We start from the raw sequence: 15,298 nt of genomic DNA, 5'->3' as shown, positions 1-15,298 counted from the left end.
GCCCGCTTGGTGGTCCGCAGGGGCGAGGGGCGTCCTTACGCGAAGGTCCTGCTGCGGTGGGGGTTTTTCTTCTGACCCGACGGGGTTCCGACTCCGACGGGGTGGGGGCCCGGTCCGGTGGACCGGGCCCCGACGCGTTCCCCGGTGGAGCGGGGCGGCCGCGTCCGGGAGGGTCGGACGCGGCCGCCCGGTCAGACGCGGTCGGCCGCGATCAGCAGGTACTGGAACGAGCCGTCCTTGTACGAGTTGATGAACGCCTCCTCGATCCCGGTGACCAGAGAGGACGTGGCCCGCAGCTCCCAGTAGGGCAGGGTCGCGGCCGTCAGGTCGACGATGGTCTGCGGTACGAGGCGGTTGTCCGCCATGGCCTTCAGATACTCCCGGCGGGAGTGGATGTTGCACTCGAAGTGCGCGTTGATCTGGGAGACCCACTTCGACGGCTGGCCGTAACGCGGGTTCCAGCAGCCGGTGATGGTCACATAGCGGCCACCGGTCCCGAGGATGCGGGAGTGCTCGGCGAAGAGGTCGTCCAGGTCGACGTACATACTCGACTCGTTGTTCCACGAGCCCGCGGCCTGCCCCGCATCGAAGGGCGTGTCGAGCATGTTGCACACCCGGGCGCGGACATGGTCGTCGATACCCAGTTCCCGCGCACGCTCGTTGCCGAAGTCGGCCTGCTTGGCGGAGAGGGTGACCCCCTCGACCTTGCAGCCGAACCGCTGGTGGGCCATCACCATCGAACCGCCCCGGCCGCAGCCCGCGTCCACGAGCGTGTCGTCGCGCCCGATGGATCCGAGCTGGTCCAGGAGGACTTCGGCCTGCGCCGACTCCAGCCGGTGGAGCTCGGCGATCAGCCTCTTCTCGTACTCGCTGTCGCGGGGGTCCCCCAGGGCCACGTGGTCGACGTCGCCGATGCCGTAGTGGTGGTGGTAGAGCCCGTCCACGTCACCGAGACGCAGATTCACGGGCCTGGCCTCGCGGTCCCAGTACCGGGCGATGTCACCCTGGTACGGCGACGCCGGGCTGGGGATGAAGACGGGGGCGTCGGTGGTGAGCTCGGTGCTGGTCATGGTGGAGTCCGTTCCTTACCAGAAATCGGGCAGGCTGTATCGGTAGGTGTTGGTCCGGTGCCAGTAGTGGTTGCCGTCGACCCACGCGGCCACGCCCCGGAGGAAACGCAGCACGCTCGGGACGGGGCACTCGGCAGCCAGCGCGGCGGCTTCGCTCTCGAAGCCGTGCATGAGGTCGTTGTGGACCTCGACCGCCTTCAGATAGGCGTCCCGGTCGGAGACGGCCTCACGTTCGGCGATCACCACGGGCAGATTCAGATGTCTGCCGGGGCTGTTGAGTTCCTTGGTGTACGAGTAGAGGTCGTTGACGATCGTCGTGGCGTTGCCCGCGAGCGCGATGACCCGCTGCATCGCCGGCTGGGCGTGCAGGTCGGCGGGGAGTTCGTAGCCGCCGACGGTGTCGGTGATGGTGGGGCAGGGGCGGAAGTTGTTGAACTGGCGCATCGCCAGGTACTCCCACACCTCGGGTACGTGGTCCGTCTGGGACCAGGCGGCCTCGGCCAGGTATCCCAGGTGCAGACGGGCCATGTCGTGCCGGTACCGGTCGGTCTGCGAGGGGGTGGCCTGGCGGCTGAAGTACTCCATGGCGGAGCGGTAGGCGCGCCGGGGCGCGTCCGAGAGGAGCGACTCGGCCCACTCCGGCTGGTACTCCTGGGTCGTGTGCAGCGGGTCGAGGGCGGTGTGGGCCAGCAGCAGGCGGCTGCCGAGCCCGATGGGCGAACCGCCGTGGTCCTCGCAGTAGCAGTCGTCGACCGCGTTCTCGGCGACCATCAGCCGGGTGGCGACCATCAGATGGTCGACACTGGGCGCGTCCGGGTGGCAGGCGACCATGTACCGGCCGACGGAGAAGCCGTCGAACTGGTCCTCCCACTCCGGGGGGAACGCCTGGACCTCGTCCACCGCCCATGCCTTGATCCGCCGGCTGACCTCCGCCACCCGCACCGGGTCGGGGTGGGCCACCGGATGGTGGTAGAGACCGGGGACCGGCGTGCCCTCCACCGGGTCCGCCGACCGGGACGCCGAAGGGGCCGGGGGGACCGGGAAGGCGGGGGGTCCCGGCGGAACCGGGCGCCCCGGGAGAGCCAGGTGTTGCGGTGGAACCAGGGGGCCCGGGAGGACCGGGGGCGCCGGTGAAACCAGGGCTTCCTGGTGCGCCGGGGGCTCCAGGTGCACCGCGGATTCCGGATGCGCCGCGAGTTCCGGGGGTCCGGGGTGCTCCAGGGTCTCAGTGTGCTCCAGGAGTTCCGCCCGCCGGCCCAGGTGCAGGCCCGCCGTGCCCAGTCCGCTGGGGCCGCACAGAATCCGTTGCAGGGCAGCGCTCGGCTGCCGGGGTGAAGGCCCGGGATCGGGCATCCTTAGCTCCTTGGTGAGGTGGCCGGGCCCGCCAGGACTCAGGCGCGGTGGCCGATCTGTACGTTCTCCAGCACGCCGAGCGCGTCGGGCAGCAGGACGGCCGCGGAGTAGTAGGCGGTGACCAGGTACGAGATGATCGCCTGCTCGTTCATGCCCATGAAGCGCACCGAGAGCCCCGGTTCGTACTCCTCCGGCAGGCCGGTCTGGTGCAGGCCGATGACGCCCTGGTTGTCCTCGCCGGTGCGCATGGCGAGGATGGAGCTGGTGTTCTCCTCGCTGACGGGGATCTTGTTACAGGGCAGGATCGGGACCCCGCGCCAGGCCGGGACCTGCTGGCCGCCGAGGTCGACATGGTCCGGATAGACCCCGTAGGCGTTGAAGCCGCGCCCGATCGCCGCGATCGTCCGGGGGTGGGCGAGAAAGAGCCTGGTGCCGCGGCGCCGGCTCAGCAGCTCGTCGAGGTCGTCCGGGGTGGGCGGGCCCGACTGGGTCTGGATGCGCTGCTTGAAGGCGGCGTTGTGGAGCAGCCCGAATTCGCGGTTGTTGATCAGCTCGTGCTCCTGGCGCTCGCGCAGCGCCTCGATGGTGAGCCTGAGCTGCTCCTCCGTCTGGTTCATCGGCCCGTTGAAGAGGTCGGCGACCCTGCTGTGGACCCGCAGCACCGTCTGCGCCACGGAGAGTTCGTACTCACGTGGACGGAGTTCGTAGTCGACGAAGGCGCCCGGCAGCTGTGCCTCGCCGGTGTGCCCGGCCGACATCGCGATCTCGGCCTCGCCGTGCCGGGTCTGCGGTTTGCCGGAGAGCGAGCCGAACTCCCGGATGTGGGCCTGGAGGCCCGGCGCCTCGGAGAGCACGGCGTCGAAGTCGGCGCGGGAGAGGGTGAGCAGGGTGCCCGCGGTCTCGGCCTTGGCCGTGCAGTCCCAGGTCGCTTCGGTGTCCAGCAGGGCGTTCTCGCCGAACCGGTCGCCGTCGGCGAGCAGGGCGACCGCTGTCTCGTCGCCGTACTTCCCGATGGAGGTCTGCCTGACCCGGCCGTGGGCGATCAGATGGATCTGCTCGGCGGGGCTGCCGCGCTCGGCCAGCACCTCACCGGCCCGGAAGTCGCGCTGGACGCACCGGTCGGCGATGGCGGTCAGCACCTCGACGTCGTCGAAGCCACGCAGCAGCGCCAGCTCGCCGAGCTCGCGCGGGACCACCCGGACACCTGAGCCGTCCTGGACGAACTCGATGACCCCGTCCCCGACGGTGTAGCTCAGCCGTCTGTTCACCCGGTAGGCGCCGCCCTTGGTCTCCACCCAGGGGAGCATCCGCAGCAGCCACCGGGAGGTGATCTCCTGCATCTGCGGGGCGGACTTGGTCGTGGTGGCGAGGTTACGGGCGGCTGCCGTGCTCAGACTGGACTGCGCGGGCGGCCGCACTCCGGTCTCCGGGCCGGTCTCAACGGTCATCAGTCGCGTTCTCCTTTGTGACGGCGGTGATCGGCGTCGGCGCACCAAACGGTGGAAGAGAGAACAGACGGCGACATCACCGGCAATCCCCCCAGGACCACCGGAACGCTAACCGCCGGTCCGCCCAACTCGCCCGGAGCAGCGGAGGAGTTACTTCGATGCAGCGATCTCGCCCCGCATCAGGTTTATCCGGCTGACCGACGACTTTCAGCCCCTGGTCAACCGCCCTTCGGGTCAGCGGAGTTCGCACACCACCGTCCCCGGGTGGCCACCGCACCGCCCCCTGGAGGCCGTAACAGGCCAGGGGCATCCCGGCCATCGGCTCCCCCGGCGGCCACGCGCCGGGCAGGCGGCCGCGCACCGGGCAGGCGGCGGGGGCCGGGCCTCTCAGCCGGTGGGGGTGCCGACCCCGTCGCGTTCGAGCGCGGACCGCAGCTGACGAAGGGCCCGGCCGACGGCCGCTGTCGCGTTCTGGTCGAGGGTGTCTTCGACCAGCTCGCCCAGGCGTGCGGTGAAGGTGACCTCGGCGGCGTGGAGGAGCTGTGAGCCGTCGCCGGTCAGGGCCAGCAATGAGGATCTGCGGTCCGCCGGGTTGGCCTGGCGGACGATCAAGCCCCGCTGCTCCAGGCGGTCGACGCTCTTACTGGTCGCGCCGGCGCCGATGGCGAACTCCGCGGCGACGTCGGCCACCCGGGCCCCCGAATGCTCCCGGAGGAACCGCAGGAACTCGAACTGCGACGTCACGATCCCGTGCCGCTCGCGCAGGTGGTCGTTGAGCGCGTTGTACAGGCGCGTCTCGCAGCGGACGAGATCCGCGAAGAACGCGGGGAGGTCAACGGGACCTTCAGCCGATTTATATGCCATGGAATATAGTGTAGTGGAAAGCATGCAGCACACGGGAGGAAGCAGATGAGCAAGCAACAGCTCGCCGAGGTCGACGCGATGCTCCGCCGGCCCCGGCCCGACGGCCCGCGCTCCGTCGGGCAACTGCGCGCCGGGTTCAGGGCCCTCATGGACACGATGTTCGTGCCGGACGACGTGCGCACCGCGCCGACCACGCTCGGCGACCGGCCCGCCCTGCACGTCACACCGGAGAGCGGGGCCCGGCCCGGCACCATCCTGTACTTCCACGGCGGGGGCTTCGTCTTCGGCTCACCGGAGACCGCGCTCCCGCTGACCGCGCAGCTCGTCTCCAAGACCGGCTTCGCCTCGTACTCGGTGGAGTACCGGCTGGCCCCCGAGCACCCGTTCCCGGCGGGTCTTGAGGACAATCTGAGCGCCTACCGCGCCCTTCTCGACAGCGGCCTCGACCCGTCATCTGTCGCCTTCGCCGGAGACTCCGCCGGTGGCGGCTACGCGGTCACCACCTCGCTCGCCGCCCGCGACGCGGGCCTGCCGCTGCCCGCCGCGATCGTGGCCTTCTCGCCGGGCCTCGACGCCACCAGGACCGGCGGGAGCATGACGGCCAAGGAGGGCGTCGACCCGGTCTTCACCCGCGACGCCGTGCTGCACACCGGGGCCATGTACCTCGCCGGCCAGGACCCCGAGCAGCCCCTGCTCAGCCCGGCTCTCTTCGCCGACCTGACCGGCTTCCCCCCGCTTCTCATCCAGGTGGGCGGCAACGAGATCCTGCTCGATGACTCGACCCGCCTCGCCACCCGCGCCAGGGACGCCGGAGTCGACGTCATCCTCGACATCACCGCGGACGCACCGCACGTCTTCCAGGCCTTCGCGGGCGGGACGCTCGACGAGGCCGACCAGGCACTCGACCGCGCAGCCCTCTTCCTCGCCCAGCGCGTCCCCGCCTCCTGACGTCACCCCGGAGGAGCGCGTTCCGTGCGCGGTTCCGTACGGCTCCCGGCAGTTCCCCTACGGCTCCCGTACGGCTACAGCGCGTGCTTCACATACCGCTCGGCGGTCTCCCGCAGCAGCTCCACACCGTCCCGCGCCCACAGCTCCTCGTTGAACAACTCCACCTCGACCGGCCCGGTGTACCCGGCCGCGTCCACCCGCTCGCGCCACTCCCGCAGGTCCACCGACCCGTCACCGAGCTGTCCGCGGCCGTTCAGGACGCCCGCCGGCAGCGGGGTGGTCCAGTCCGCCAGCTGGAAGGTGCAGATACGGCCGCCCTCGCCCGCCCGGACCACCTGCGCGGGCGCCCGGTCGTCCCACCAGATGTGGTACGTGTCCACGGCGACGCCCACCTGCTCGGCGGGGAAGCGTTCCGCCAGGTCCAGGGCCTGGGTCAGGGTCGAGACGACACAGCGGTCCGCGGCGAACATCGGGTGCAGCGGTTCGATCGCCAGGCGCACCCCGCGCTCGGCCGCGTAGGGGCCGAGTTCGGCCAGGGCGTCCGCGATCCGCTCGCGGGCGCCGTGCAGGTCCCTGGAGCCGGCCGGGAGTCCGCCCGAGACCAGCACCAGGGTGTCGGTACCCAGGGTCACGGCCTCGTCGATCGCCGTACGGTTGTCCGCCAGCGCCGCCGCCCGCTCGGCCGGTTCCGTCGCGGTGAGGAAACCGCCGCGGCAGAGGGTGGTGACGCGCAGTCCCGCCTCCCGTACGAGTGCGGCGGCCGCCTCCACCCCGTACCGCTGGACAGGCTCGCGCCAGAGGCCCACCCCGGGAACGCCCAGGTCGGTGCAGGCGGTGACGAGTTCGGGCAGGGAGAGCTGCTTCACGGTCATCTGGTTGATGCTGAAGCGGGCGAGGTCTGCGGTCACTGTGCGACTCCGTACACATGGAGCAGGGACGTCATCCTGCTCTGGGCGAGCGCCGGATCGGGGAAGAGGCCGAGCCGGTCCGCCAGTTCGTACGCCCGCGCCAGATGCGGCAGCGAGCGGGCCGACTGGAGGCCGCCGACCATCGTGAAGTGCTCCTGGTGCCCGGCCAGCCAGGCCAGGAAGACCACACCCGTCTTGTAGAAGCGGGTCGGGGTCTGGAAGAGATGCCGGGACAGCTCGACCGTGGGGTCCAGGAGGTCGCGGAAGCCCTGGGCGTCGCCGGTGTCCAGGACCCGGACCGCCTCGGCGGCGAGCGGGCCCAGCGGGTCGAAGATGCCGAGCAGCGCGTGACTGAAGCCGCGCTCGTCGCCCGCGATCAGCTCGGGGTAGTTGAAGTCGTCCCCGGTGTAGCAGCGGACCCCGTCAGGGAGCCTGCGGCGCAGCTGTACCTCGCGCTCCGCGTCGAGCAGCGAGACCTTGATGCCGTCCACCTTGTCCGGGTGGGCCGCGATGACCTCCAGGAAGGTGTCGGTCGCCGCGTCCAGGTCGGGCGAGCCCCAGTAGCCGTCGAGCGCCGGGTCGAACATCGGCCCGAGCCAGTGCAGGATGACCGGCTCCGCGGACTGGCGCAGCAGTCGGCCGTAGGTCTCCAGGTAGTCGTCGGGGCTCTTCGCCGTCGCGGCGAGCGCGCGCGATGCCATCAGGATGGCCTGCGCCCCGGTCTCCTCGACGACGGCGAGCTGGGCCTCGTACGCCTCGGTGACCTGGTCCAGCGTCACATCGCCGGGTGCCAGCTGGTCGGTGCCGACACCGCAGGCGATGGCGCCGCCGGCCGCCCTGGCCTCGGCCGCGGAGCGGCGGATCAGCTCGGCGGCGACCGGCCAGTCCAGGCCCATGCCGCGCTGCGCGGTGTCCATGGCCTCCGCCACGCCGAGCCCGTGGGACCAGAGGTGGCGGCGGAAGGCGAGGGTGGCGTCCCAGTCGACGGCGGGCGGCCCGTCCGGCGACACATCGGCGTACGGGTCGGCGACGACATGGGCGGCCGAGAAGACCGTACGGGAGGCGAGCGGGGCGCCGCCGGCCGTGAAGGCGGCGGGTTCGGTGCGGGGCGTGTAGGCGTACGTACCGCCGGGGCCCGCACCGTCGGCGCGTGGCAGCAGGATCGTCACAGCGTGATCTCCGGGACGTCGAGACGGCGGCCTTCGGCGGACGACTTCAGCCCCAGCTCGGCGAGTTGCACACCGCGGGCGCCCGCCAGCAGGTCCCAGTGGTACGGCTCGTCGAGCGCGATGTGACGCAGGAAGAGCTCCCACTGGACCTTGAAGCCGTTGTCGAAGTCGCCGTTGTCCGGGACCTCCTGCCACTGGTCGCGAAAGGCGTGGGTGGCGGGCAGGTCCGGGTTCCAGACCGGCTTGGGTGTGGAACTGCGGTGCTGGACACGGCAGTTGCGGAGCCCCGCGACGGCAGAGCCCTCGGTTCCGTCGACCTGGAACTCGACCAGCTCGTCGCGGTTGACCCGCACCGCCCAGGAGGAGTTGATCTGGGCGACCGCTCCGCTCTCCAGCTGGAAGATCCCGTAGGCGGAGTCGTCGGCGGTCGCCGGGTACGGCTCGGACCGCTCGTCCCAGCGCTGCGGGATGTGGGTGGCGGCGAGGGCCTGTACGGAGGTGACCCGGCCGAACAGCTCGTGCAGGACGTACTCCCAGTGCGGGAACATGTCCACGACGATGCCGCCGCCGTCCTCCGCGCGGTAGTTCCACGAGGGGCGCTGGGCCTCCTGCCAGTCGCCCTCGAAGACCCAGTAGCCGAACTCACCCCGGACGGACAGGATCTTCCCGAAGAAGCCGCCGTCGATGAGGCGCTTGAGCTTCAGCAGCCCCGGCAGGAACAGCTTGTCCTGGACGACACCGTGCTTGATTCCGGCGGTCCTGGCCAGTCGCGCCAGCTCAAGGGCGCCCTCCAGGCCGGTGGCGGTCGGCTTCTCGGTGTAGATGTGCTTCCCGGCGGCGATGGCCTTGCGCAGCGCCTCCTCGCGGGCCGAGGTGACCTGGGCGTCGAAGTAGATGTCGACGGCCGGGTCGGCGAGTACGGCGTCGAGGTCGGTGGACCACTGGTCGAGCCCGTGCTTCTCGGCCATCTCCCTGAGCGCCTGCTCACGGCGGCCGACGAGGACGATCTCGGGCCAGAGCCGGGTGCCGTCGCCGAGGTCGAGGCCGCCCTCCTCGCGGATCGCGAGGAGGGAGCGGACGAGGTGCTGGCGGTAGCCCATCCGGCCGGTCACGCCGTTCATGGCGATCCGCACTGTCTTACGTGTCACGAAAGGTCCCTCCACAGGGTGACGCACGCGGTCCTGCACACAGGCCGTGCACACGGCCCGCACCGGGCGATGGCAAGCGTGCGGTAGGAAGCGAGCGATAGCAAGCGCTTTCTACGCGCTATGAAGCTAACCTGCGGACACCGGCCCCGACAAGAGGCGGGCCCGCGGCAACGGGCGCGGGCAGCCGCGCGGGGCGGTCAGCCGAGCGGGATCATGTGACAGGAGATGCGGGCGAGTGGCACGGAGGCAGACATGACAACGACGCTCTCGGACGTCGCGGCCCGCGCACGGGTCTCCCCGGCGACGGTGTCCCGTGTGCTCAACGGCAACTACCCGGTGGCGGCGGCCACCCGGGAGCGCGTACTGGCGGCCGTGAACGAGCTGGACTACGTACTGAACGGCCCGGCCAGCTCCCTGGCAGCCGCCACGTCCGACCTGGTCGGCGTCCTGGTCAATGACATCGCCGACCCGTTCTTCGGCATCATGGCGGGGGCGGCCCAGTCGGAGATCAGCGGCCAGGAGGGCAGCGGACGCGGGGGCGGCGAGAAGCTGGCGGTCGTCTGCAACACCGGCGGCTCCCCGGAGCGCGAACTCACCTATCTCACGCTGCTCCAGCGCCAGCGCGCCACCGCGGTCGTGCTGACCGGCGGCGCCATCGAGGATCCGGAGCACACCGCCGCCGTCTCCGCGAAGCTCACCAGACTCGCCGGCGCCGGAACCCGGGTGGTGCTCTGCGGGCGCCCGCCGGTCCCCGGCAGCGAGTCCGCGGTCACCGCGCTGCCCTTCGACAACCGGGGCGGCGGGCAGCGGCTCACCGAACATCTGCTGACGCTCGGACACCGGCGGATCGGCTATGCGGCCGGTCCCGCCGAACGGACCACCACCCGCGACCGCCTGGCGGGCCACCGGCTGGCCATGGCGGCGGCCGGGCTGTCCGACGGATCGGACGGGCTCACGGTGCACGGGCCTTACGACCGCCGCTCCGGCTATGACGCCACCCTCGAACTGCTGCGCAGGGAACCGGGGCTGACGGCCGTCGTGGCGGCCAACGACACGGTGGCGCTGGGCGCGTGCGCGGCGCTGCGGGACCAGGGGCTGCGGATTCCCGATGACGTCTCGGTGGCCGGTTTCGATGATCTGCCGTTCTCGGTGGACGCGTCGCCGGCCCTGACGACGGTGCGGCTTCCGCTGTACGAGGCGGGGGCGCGGGCCGGGCGGCTCGCGATGGGCCGGGAGGCGGCGCCGAAGGGCGGGGTCGCGGTGGTGCGGGGCGAGCTGGTGATCCGCGCGTCGACGGCTCCGCCCGGCCGGTGACAGGTCCCGCCGTGCCTCCGCCATGCGCCGGCCGGGGCGATGGGCGGCCCCGACCGCGAGGCGGATTGCCGGGGACGGGTCCCGTGGACCAATGATGACCTGGCATCAGCAGGCAGGATCCGCGGGAACCGGGGCAAACGGAGACCAGGGCCCGGACGGGCCAACGGATCAGACGGAACCGGTCGGACCAGACGGAACCGGCCGGATCGGACGGAACTGCCGGGGCGCCGGAAGCCAGGCCCGGCGGCTCAGCCTTCAGGAAGGAACAGTGCGTTGAAATTCGCGTTCTCCACCCTCGGAGTGCCAGGAATCACCGTCCCGGACGTGGTACGGCTCGCGGCGGACAACGGCTACCAGGGGGTCGAACTGCGCGCCCACGCCGAGGAGGTCCTGCACCCCGGCACCGGACTGCGGGAACGGGCCGCTGCGGCCGATGAGTTCGCCCGCAACGGGGTCGAGATCCTCGGAGTGGCCGGATACGTGAGGGTGGCCGCACCCGGTGACGACAAGGAGATCGAGGGCGATATCGCCGAACTGGTCTTCCTCGCCGCCGACCTCGGCGCACCGTTCGTCCGGGTCTTCCCCGGCGGTGGCGGCCAGGACTCGGCCGAGGCCGACGCGGCCGCCGCCCGCAGGCTGGGAGCGGCCGCCGAGGTCGCCGCCGACAAGGGCGTACGGATCCTCCTCGAAACCCATGACTCGCACCGCACGGGCGCCGACGCGGCCCGGGTGCTCGGCCCGGTCGGCCACCGGAACATCGGCGCGCTCTGGGACGTGATGCACACCTGGCTGGGCGGCGAGACCCCCGCGGCCAGCCACGCCGTGCTCGCCCCGCACCTCGGCTACACCCAGGTCAAGGATGTCGCGTCGGCCGAGGACACCACCCCGCTCGCGCTCGGCGCCGGGGTGCTGCCGCTCGGCGAGTGCGTGGAGCTGCTCGCGCCGGACGGGGGGTGGCTCTGCTGGGAGTACGAGAAGCGCTGGTACCCCCAGGCGGCGGAGCTGCCGGGGCTGCTGACGGCGGGTCGGGAACACCTGGAGCGGCTGACAGCGGCGGCGGCCGCGCCCCCGGCCGGGTAGCGCACGGCCGGGTAGCGCTCCGCCGGGTAGCGCTCCGCCGGGCAGCACACGGCCTGGTGGCGCTCCGCCGGGCAGCACACGGCCGGGTGGCGCTCCGCCGCGTAGCGCTCGCCCGGGTGGCCCGGCCGGGTCCCGGCGGGCAGCGCTCACCCGGAACCCGGCAGACGGCGGGACCCGAGCGATCAGCCCCGGCAGCCGGTCAGCCCGGGCACGCGGTCAGCCCGGACACTCGGCCAGTCCGGGCACTCAGGCAGTCGGCACCTCGGCCAGTCCGGGCACTCAGGCAGTCGGCACCTCGGCCAGTCCGGGCACTCAGGCAGTCGGCACCTCGGCCAGTCCGGGCACGCGGGCAGTCCAGACACGCGGGCAGTCCGGGCCCCGGTCGCGCCGCCGCCCCTGGGCAAATGGGCCAATGCCGCCCCGATCCGGCCCGCACCCTTGACCTGGCAGTTAGTTTCCGGATATCGGTGCTGCTTGGAAGTTTCCTTCAGGCCGGCCGGCGCGGGGAGTGCACTGTCGTCCCTGTGCCGGCCGGCCTCAGATTCCTTGCGCAGCATGGCCGGAAGGGGCACCAGTGCAGTACCGCACCTCCAGACGCTCCCTGCTCACCGCCACCGCCGCCGCGGTCGCCGCGGCAGCCACGGGCACCACGGCACACGCCGGTCCCCGCCGTCCCGGCGCTGACCCCAGCGCTCTCGACCGGCGGCTCAAGAAGCTCATCGGCCGGATGAGCATCGAGGAGAAGGTCGGCCAGCTCTTCGTGATGCGGGTCTACGGACACTCCGCCACCGCACCCGACCAGGCCGACATCGACGCCAACCTGAAGGAGATCGGCGTCCGCACCGCGGCCGAGCTGATCGCCAAGTACCACGTCGGCGGCATCATCTACTTCAGCTGGGCGCACAACACCCGCGACCCGCACCAGATCGCGGCCCTCTCCAACGGCATCCAGCGCGCCGGTCTCGCCCAGCCCACCCCCGTACCGCTGCTGATCGCCACCGATCAGGAGCACGGCATCGTCTGCCGGGTCGGCTACCCGGCCGCGCTGTTCCCCGGCGCGATGGCGCTGGGCGCCGGGCGCTCGCGCGAGGACGTCCGTACGGTCGGCCGGATCTCCGGAGCCGAACTGCGGGCGATCGGCATCCGGCAGGACTACTCGACGGACGCCGACGTCAATGTGAACCCCGCCAACCCGGTCATCGGCGTCCGCTCCTTCGGCTCCGAACCGGCCGCCGTGGCCCGGCTGGTCGCCGCCGAGGTGCAGGGGTACCAGAGCGCGCAGGTGGCCGCCACCGCCAAGCACTTCCCCGGCCATGGCGACACCGCGGTCGACAGCCACACCGGGATCCCGGTCATCACCCACAGCCGCGAGGAGTGGGAGCGTATCGACGCCCCGCCCTTCAAGGCCGCCATCGCCGCCGGGATCGACTCGATCATGACCGCGCACATCCAGTTCCCGGCGCTGGACCCGAGCAACGATCCGGCCACCCTGTCGCGGCCGATCCTCACCGGCATCCTCCGCGAGGAGCTGAAGTACGACGGCGTCGTCGTCACCGACTCGCTGGGCATGCAGGGCGTACGGGACAAGTACGGCGACGACCGGGTGCCGGTGCTGGCCCTCAAGGCCGGCGTCGACCAGCTGCTCAACCCGCCGGACCTGGACACCGCCTGGCACGCGGTGCTGAGCGCGGTACGCAGCGGCGAGCTCACCGAGGAGCGGCTGGACGAATCGATCCTGCGGATCCTGCGGCTCAAGGAGCGGCGCGCTCTCCTCAGCAGCCCGTACGTGCCCGGTGTCCGGATCGACCGGACGGTCGGCACCCGGCTCCATCTGGCGGCGGCCGACCGGATCGCCGAGCGGACCACCACCCTGCTGGTGAACCAGGACAGGCTGCTGCCGCTCTCCCGGCGCCGCACCAGGAGTCTGCTGGTCGTCGGCCCCGACCCGGCCTCGCCTTCGGGGACCACCGGCCCGCCCACCACGGTGCTCGGCAAGGAGCTGACCGGTCTCGGCTTCACCACCGCGGTGCTGCCGACCGGCACCGCGCCCACCGCGGCCCTGATCAAGAGCGCGGTGGCCGCCGCCGCGGGCAAGGACGCCGTGATCGTCGGCACCTACGACGTGGTCGCGGGCGATGCCCAGACCAAGCTGGTGGCGGCGCTGGTCACGACAGGGGTCCCGGTGGTGCAGATCGCGGTGCGCAATCCGTACGACATCGCGCAGCTCCCCGGGGTCCGGGCCGCGCTCGCGACGTACAGCTGGACGGATGTCGAACTCCGGGCTGCGGCACGGGTGATCGCGGGCCGGGTCACGCCACGCGGTCTGCTGCCGGTTCCCGTCCAGCGCGCGGACGACCCCACGAAGGTGCTGTATCCGGTGGGGCACGGTCTGACCTACTGACCCTCCGACAGAGACAGTGCCTGCCGCGCGACTTCGCGGCGGGCACTGCTCAATCCGGTTGCTTTCAGGGGTGGTTGGCGTCCGGAGCCGGGGTCAGGGCCGCAGGGACGGTTCGCGCTCCAGGCCCCTGTGGTCCAGCGTCGCGTCGTACGGGGCGAGCGGCTTGGCCCGCTGCGGGTCGGCCTGCACCGACGCCGGGGCGACCCCGGCCCAGGCCAGGATGCGGGCGGTGGCCTTCGCCTTCTCGGCGGGGGCGAGACCGTCGACGTTCGCGCCGTGGTTCATGCCGGGCGCGGTGAAGACGTAGCTGTCGTCGGGGTGTTTCCCGACGCTGAAGCGCTCGGCGCCCCAGGGGTCGTTCTGTCCGTACACGTACAGCATGTGGTGGGCGTGGCGCTTCACCCAGTGGTCCACGTCGGCCATCACGCCCGGCTGGAAGCGCATCGGGATGGAGCTGGGGACGAAGTGGCGCGGCGGCTGGTAGCCGTAGCGGCTCAGCCTGCCGAGCCAGGGCTGCCGGATGGTGGGCGAGCCGAGCTGGGTGCCCGCCTGGTAGTAGTACGGCGTGTACGCCTCAAGCCCCTGGTCGGTGTAGAAGGAGAAGCCGGAGATGGTGTCGACCGAGTCCCAGATCTCCTGGTCGGTGGCGTGCGGGGCGTCTGCGGGGACGGTGTCGCAGTCGGAGAGCAGGCTGTACTGCCAGAAGCCCCAGATGTAGTCGAGCACCACGGCCTCGTACGCCTTGTCGAGCGTCCCGACGGTGGTGAAGGTGTAGCCGTTGTCCTTCGCGTACCTGGCGTACATCTTCTCCAGCGGCTCGCGGCGGATGAGCGCCTCGCGCTGCACGCCTTCCAGCCGGTCGCGGCACTCCTTGGTGCCGACGGTGCTGAGGAACCGGTCGTACGCCGAGTCCTCGTCGTTGACGACGTCGTTGGGCGCGACGTACGCGACGACCCCGTCCATGTCCTTCGGGTAGTAGCGCTCGTAGTAGGTGGCGGTCATGCCGCCCTTGGAGCCGCCGGTGGTCAGCCAGTTCCTGGTGTAGATCTTCTTGAGCGCGGTGAACAGCCGGTGCTGGTCGCTGGCGGCCTGCCAGATGTCCAGCTTGGACCAGTCGGCGGGCTGCGGCCTGGACGGGGTGAAGTAGCGGTACTCCAGGGACACCTGGTTGCCGTCGACGATGCGCGTCGGCTCGGTGCGGCTGGGGGTGGTGGAGACGTTGTACCCGCCGGTGTAGAGGACGGTCGGGCGGCTGGTGTCCTTGTGCAGCAGCGTGAAGCGCTGGTTGAAGGTGCCCTTCGACGGGTGCCGGTGGTCGATGGGCTGGGTGTACTGGAGGACGAAGAAGCGGTAGCCCGTGTAGGGCTTCTCCTCTATGAGACTCATGCCGGGGATCGCGAGGATCCGGGCCTTGATGTCCGAGGTGTCCGGTATCGCGGCGGTGGCCGCGCCGGCTGAGGCTCCCGCCGCACTCACGGTGCCTATGAGCACCACGAACGCCAGTAGCCATCTGAGCGCCTTGCGCATTCAGCCCTCCCCTGGGGATCACAACGAGTAGCCGCGAACCTAGCCGGGGTAACACCAAGCACGCCAGA

12 protein-coding genes are annotated in these 15,298 nt (G+C 71.4%); 4 read left to right on the top strand and 8 right to left on the bottom strand.

What is annotated here, in order from left to right; all coding sequences use genetic code 11:
- Nucleotides 1-191: 191 nt before the first annotated feature.
- The 4 genes from ACWGKJ_RS16450 to ACWGKJ_RS16435 all read right to left on the bottom strand — a co-directional run bounded on the left by ACWGKJ_RS16450 (nt 192) and on the right by ACWGKJ_RS16435 (nt 4,735).
- Nucleotides 192-1,070 (bottom strand): geranyl diphosphate 2-C-methyltransferase, encoded by an 879-nt coding sequence (locus ACWGKJ_RS16450; protein ID WP_453315754.1) that lies wholly within the window; start codon nt 1,068-1,070, stop codon nt 192-194.
- Nucleotides 1,071-1,085: 15 nt separating this feature from the next.
- Complete coding sequence (locus ACWGKJ_RS16445) at nt 1,086-2,465, bottom strand: family 2 encapsulin nanocompartment cargo protein terpene cyclase (RefSeq protein ID WP_453315755.1); 1,380 nt, start codon at nt 2,463-2,465, stop codon at nt 1,086-1,088.
- The gene (locus tag ACWGKJ_RS16440) at nt 2,462-3,871 is read right to left on the bottom strand and encodes a family 2B encapsulin nanocompartment shell protein (protein WP_385023828.1); all 1,410 of its coding nucleotides are present in this window, start codon (nt 3,869-3,871) and stop codon (nt 2,462-2,464) included. The genes ACWGKJ_RS16445 and ACWGKJ_RS16440 overlap by 4 nt, the downstream gene beginning before the upstream one ends.
- 387 nt (nt 3,872-4,258) lie before the next feature.
- On the bottom strand, nt 4,259-4,735 hold the full coding sequence (locus tag ACWGKJ_RS16435) for a MarR family winged helix-turn-helix transcriptional regulator (RefSeq protein WP_385023826.1): 477 nt from the start codon (nt 4,733-4,735) through the stop codon (nt 4,259-4,261).
- 45 nt (nt 4,736-4,780) lie between these two features.
- Here ACWGKJ_RS16435 and ACWGKJ_RS16430 point away from each other — a divergent pair, with 45 nt between their 5' ends.
- Nucleotides 4,781-5,683, top strand: a complete 903-nt coding sequence (locus ACWGKJ_RS16430) for an alpha/beta hydrolase (RefSeq protein ID WP_385023824.1) — start codon at nt 4,781-4,783, stop codon at nt 5,681-5,683.
- 74 nt (nt 5,684-5,757) lie between these two features.
- Here the strand turns inward: ACWGKJ_RS16430 and ACWGKJ_RS16425 are convergent, their stop codons facing one another.
- Genes ACWGKJ_RS16425 through ACWGKJ_RS16415 form a run of 3 tightly spaced genes read right to left on the bottom strand, consistent with a single transcriptional unit; the run spans nt 5,758 to nt 8,908 of the window.
- Complete coding sequence (locus tag ACWGKJ_RS16425; RefSeq protein WP_385023836.1) at nt 5,758-6,555, bottom strand: sugar phosphate isomerase/epimerase family protein; 798 nt, start codon at nt 6,553-6,555, stop codon at nt 5,758-5,760.
- Between the two features lie 32 nt (nt 6,556-6,587).
- Nucleotides 6,588-7,760, bottom strand: a complete 1,173-nt coding sequence (locus ACWGKJ_RS16420; protein ID WP_385023822.1) for a dihydrodipicolinate synthase family protein — start codon at nt 7,758-7,760, stop codon at nt 6,588-6,590.
- Nucleotides 7,757-8,908, bottom strand: a complete 1,152-nt coding sequence (locus ACWGKJ_RS16415) for a Gfo/Idh/MocA family protein (RefSeq protein ID WP_385023820.1) — start codon at nt 8,906-8,908, stop codon at nt 7,757-7,759. Before ACWGKJ_RS16415 ends, ACWGKJ_RS16420 begins: the two co-directional genes overlap by 4 nt.
- A 252-nt stretch (nt 8,909-9,160) precedes the next feature.
- Here ACWGKJ_RS16415 and ACWGKJ_RS16410 point away from each other — a divergent pair, with 252 nt between their 5' ends.
- The 3 genes from ACWGKJ_RS16410 (at nt 9,161) to ACWGKJ_RS16400 (ending at nt 13,703) form a co-directional block, all read left to right on the top strand.
- Nucleotides 9,161-10,222 (top strand): LacI family DNA-binding transcriptional regulator, encoded by a 1,062-nt coding sequence (locus ACWGKJ_RS16410; protein ID WP_385023818.1) that lies wholly within the window; start codon nt 9,161-9,163, stop codon nt 10,220-10,222.
- A gap of 273 nt (nt 10,223-10,495) precedes the next feature.
- Nucleotides 10,496-11,302, top strand: coding sequence for a sugar phosphate isomerase/epimerase family protein (locus ACWGKJ_RS16405; protein ID WP_385023816.1), 807 nt, complete (start codon nt 10,496-10,498; stop codon nt 11,300-11,302).
- Between the two features lie 574 nt (nt 11,303-11,876).
- Nucleotides 11,877-13,703, top strand: coding sequence for a glycoside hydrolase family 3 protein (locus ACWGKJ_RS16400; RefSeq protein WP_385023815.1), 1,827 nt, complete (start codon nt 11,877-11,879; stop codon nt 13,701-13,703).
- 93 nt (nt 13,704-13,796) lie between these two features.
- Here the strand turns inward: ACWGKJ_RS16400 and ACWGKJ_RS16395 are convergent, their stop codons facing one another.
- Entirely contained in the window at nt 13,797-15,230 is a 1,434-nt protein-coding gene (locus ACWGKJ_RS16395; RefSeq protein ID WP_385023813.1) for a S28 family serine protease, read from the bottom strand.
- Nucleotides 15,231-15,298: the final 68 nt, after the last annotated feature.

This window comes from Streptomyces sp. NPDC054757 (assembly GCF_053612185.1).
This window is presented reverse-complemented; position numbering and strand designations above follow the sequence as displayed.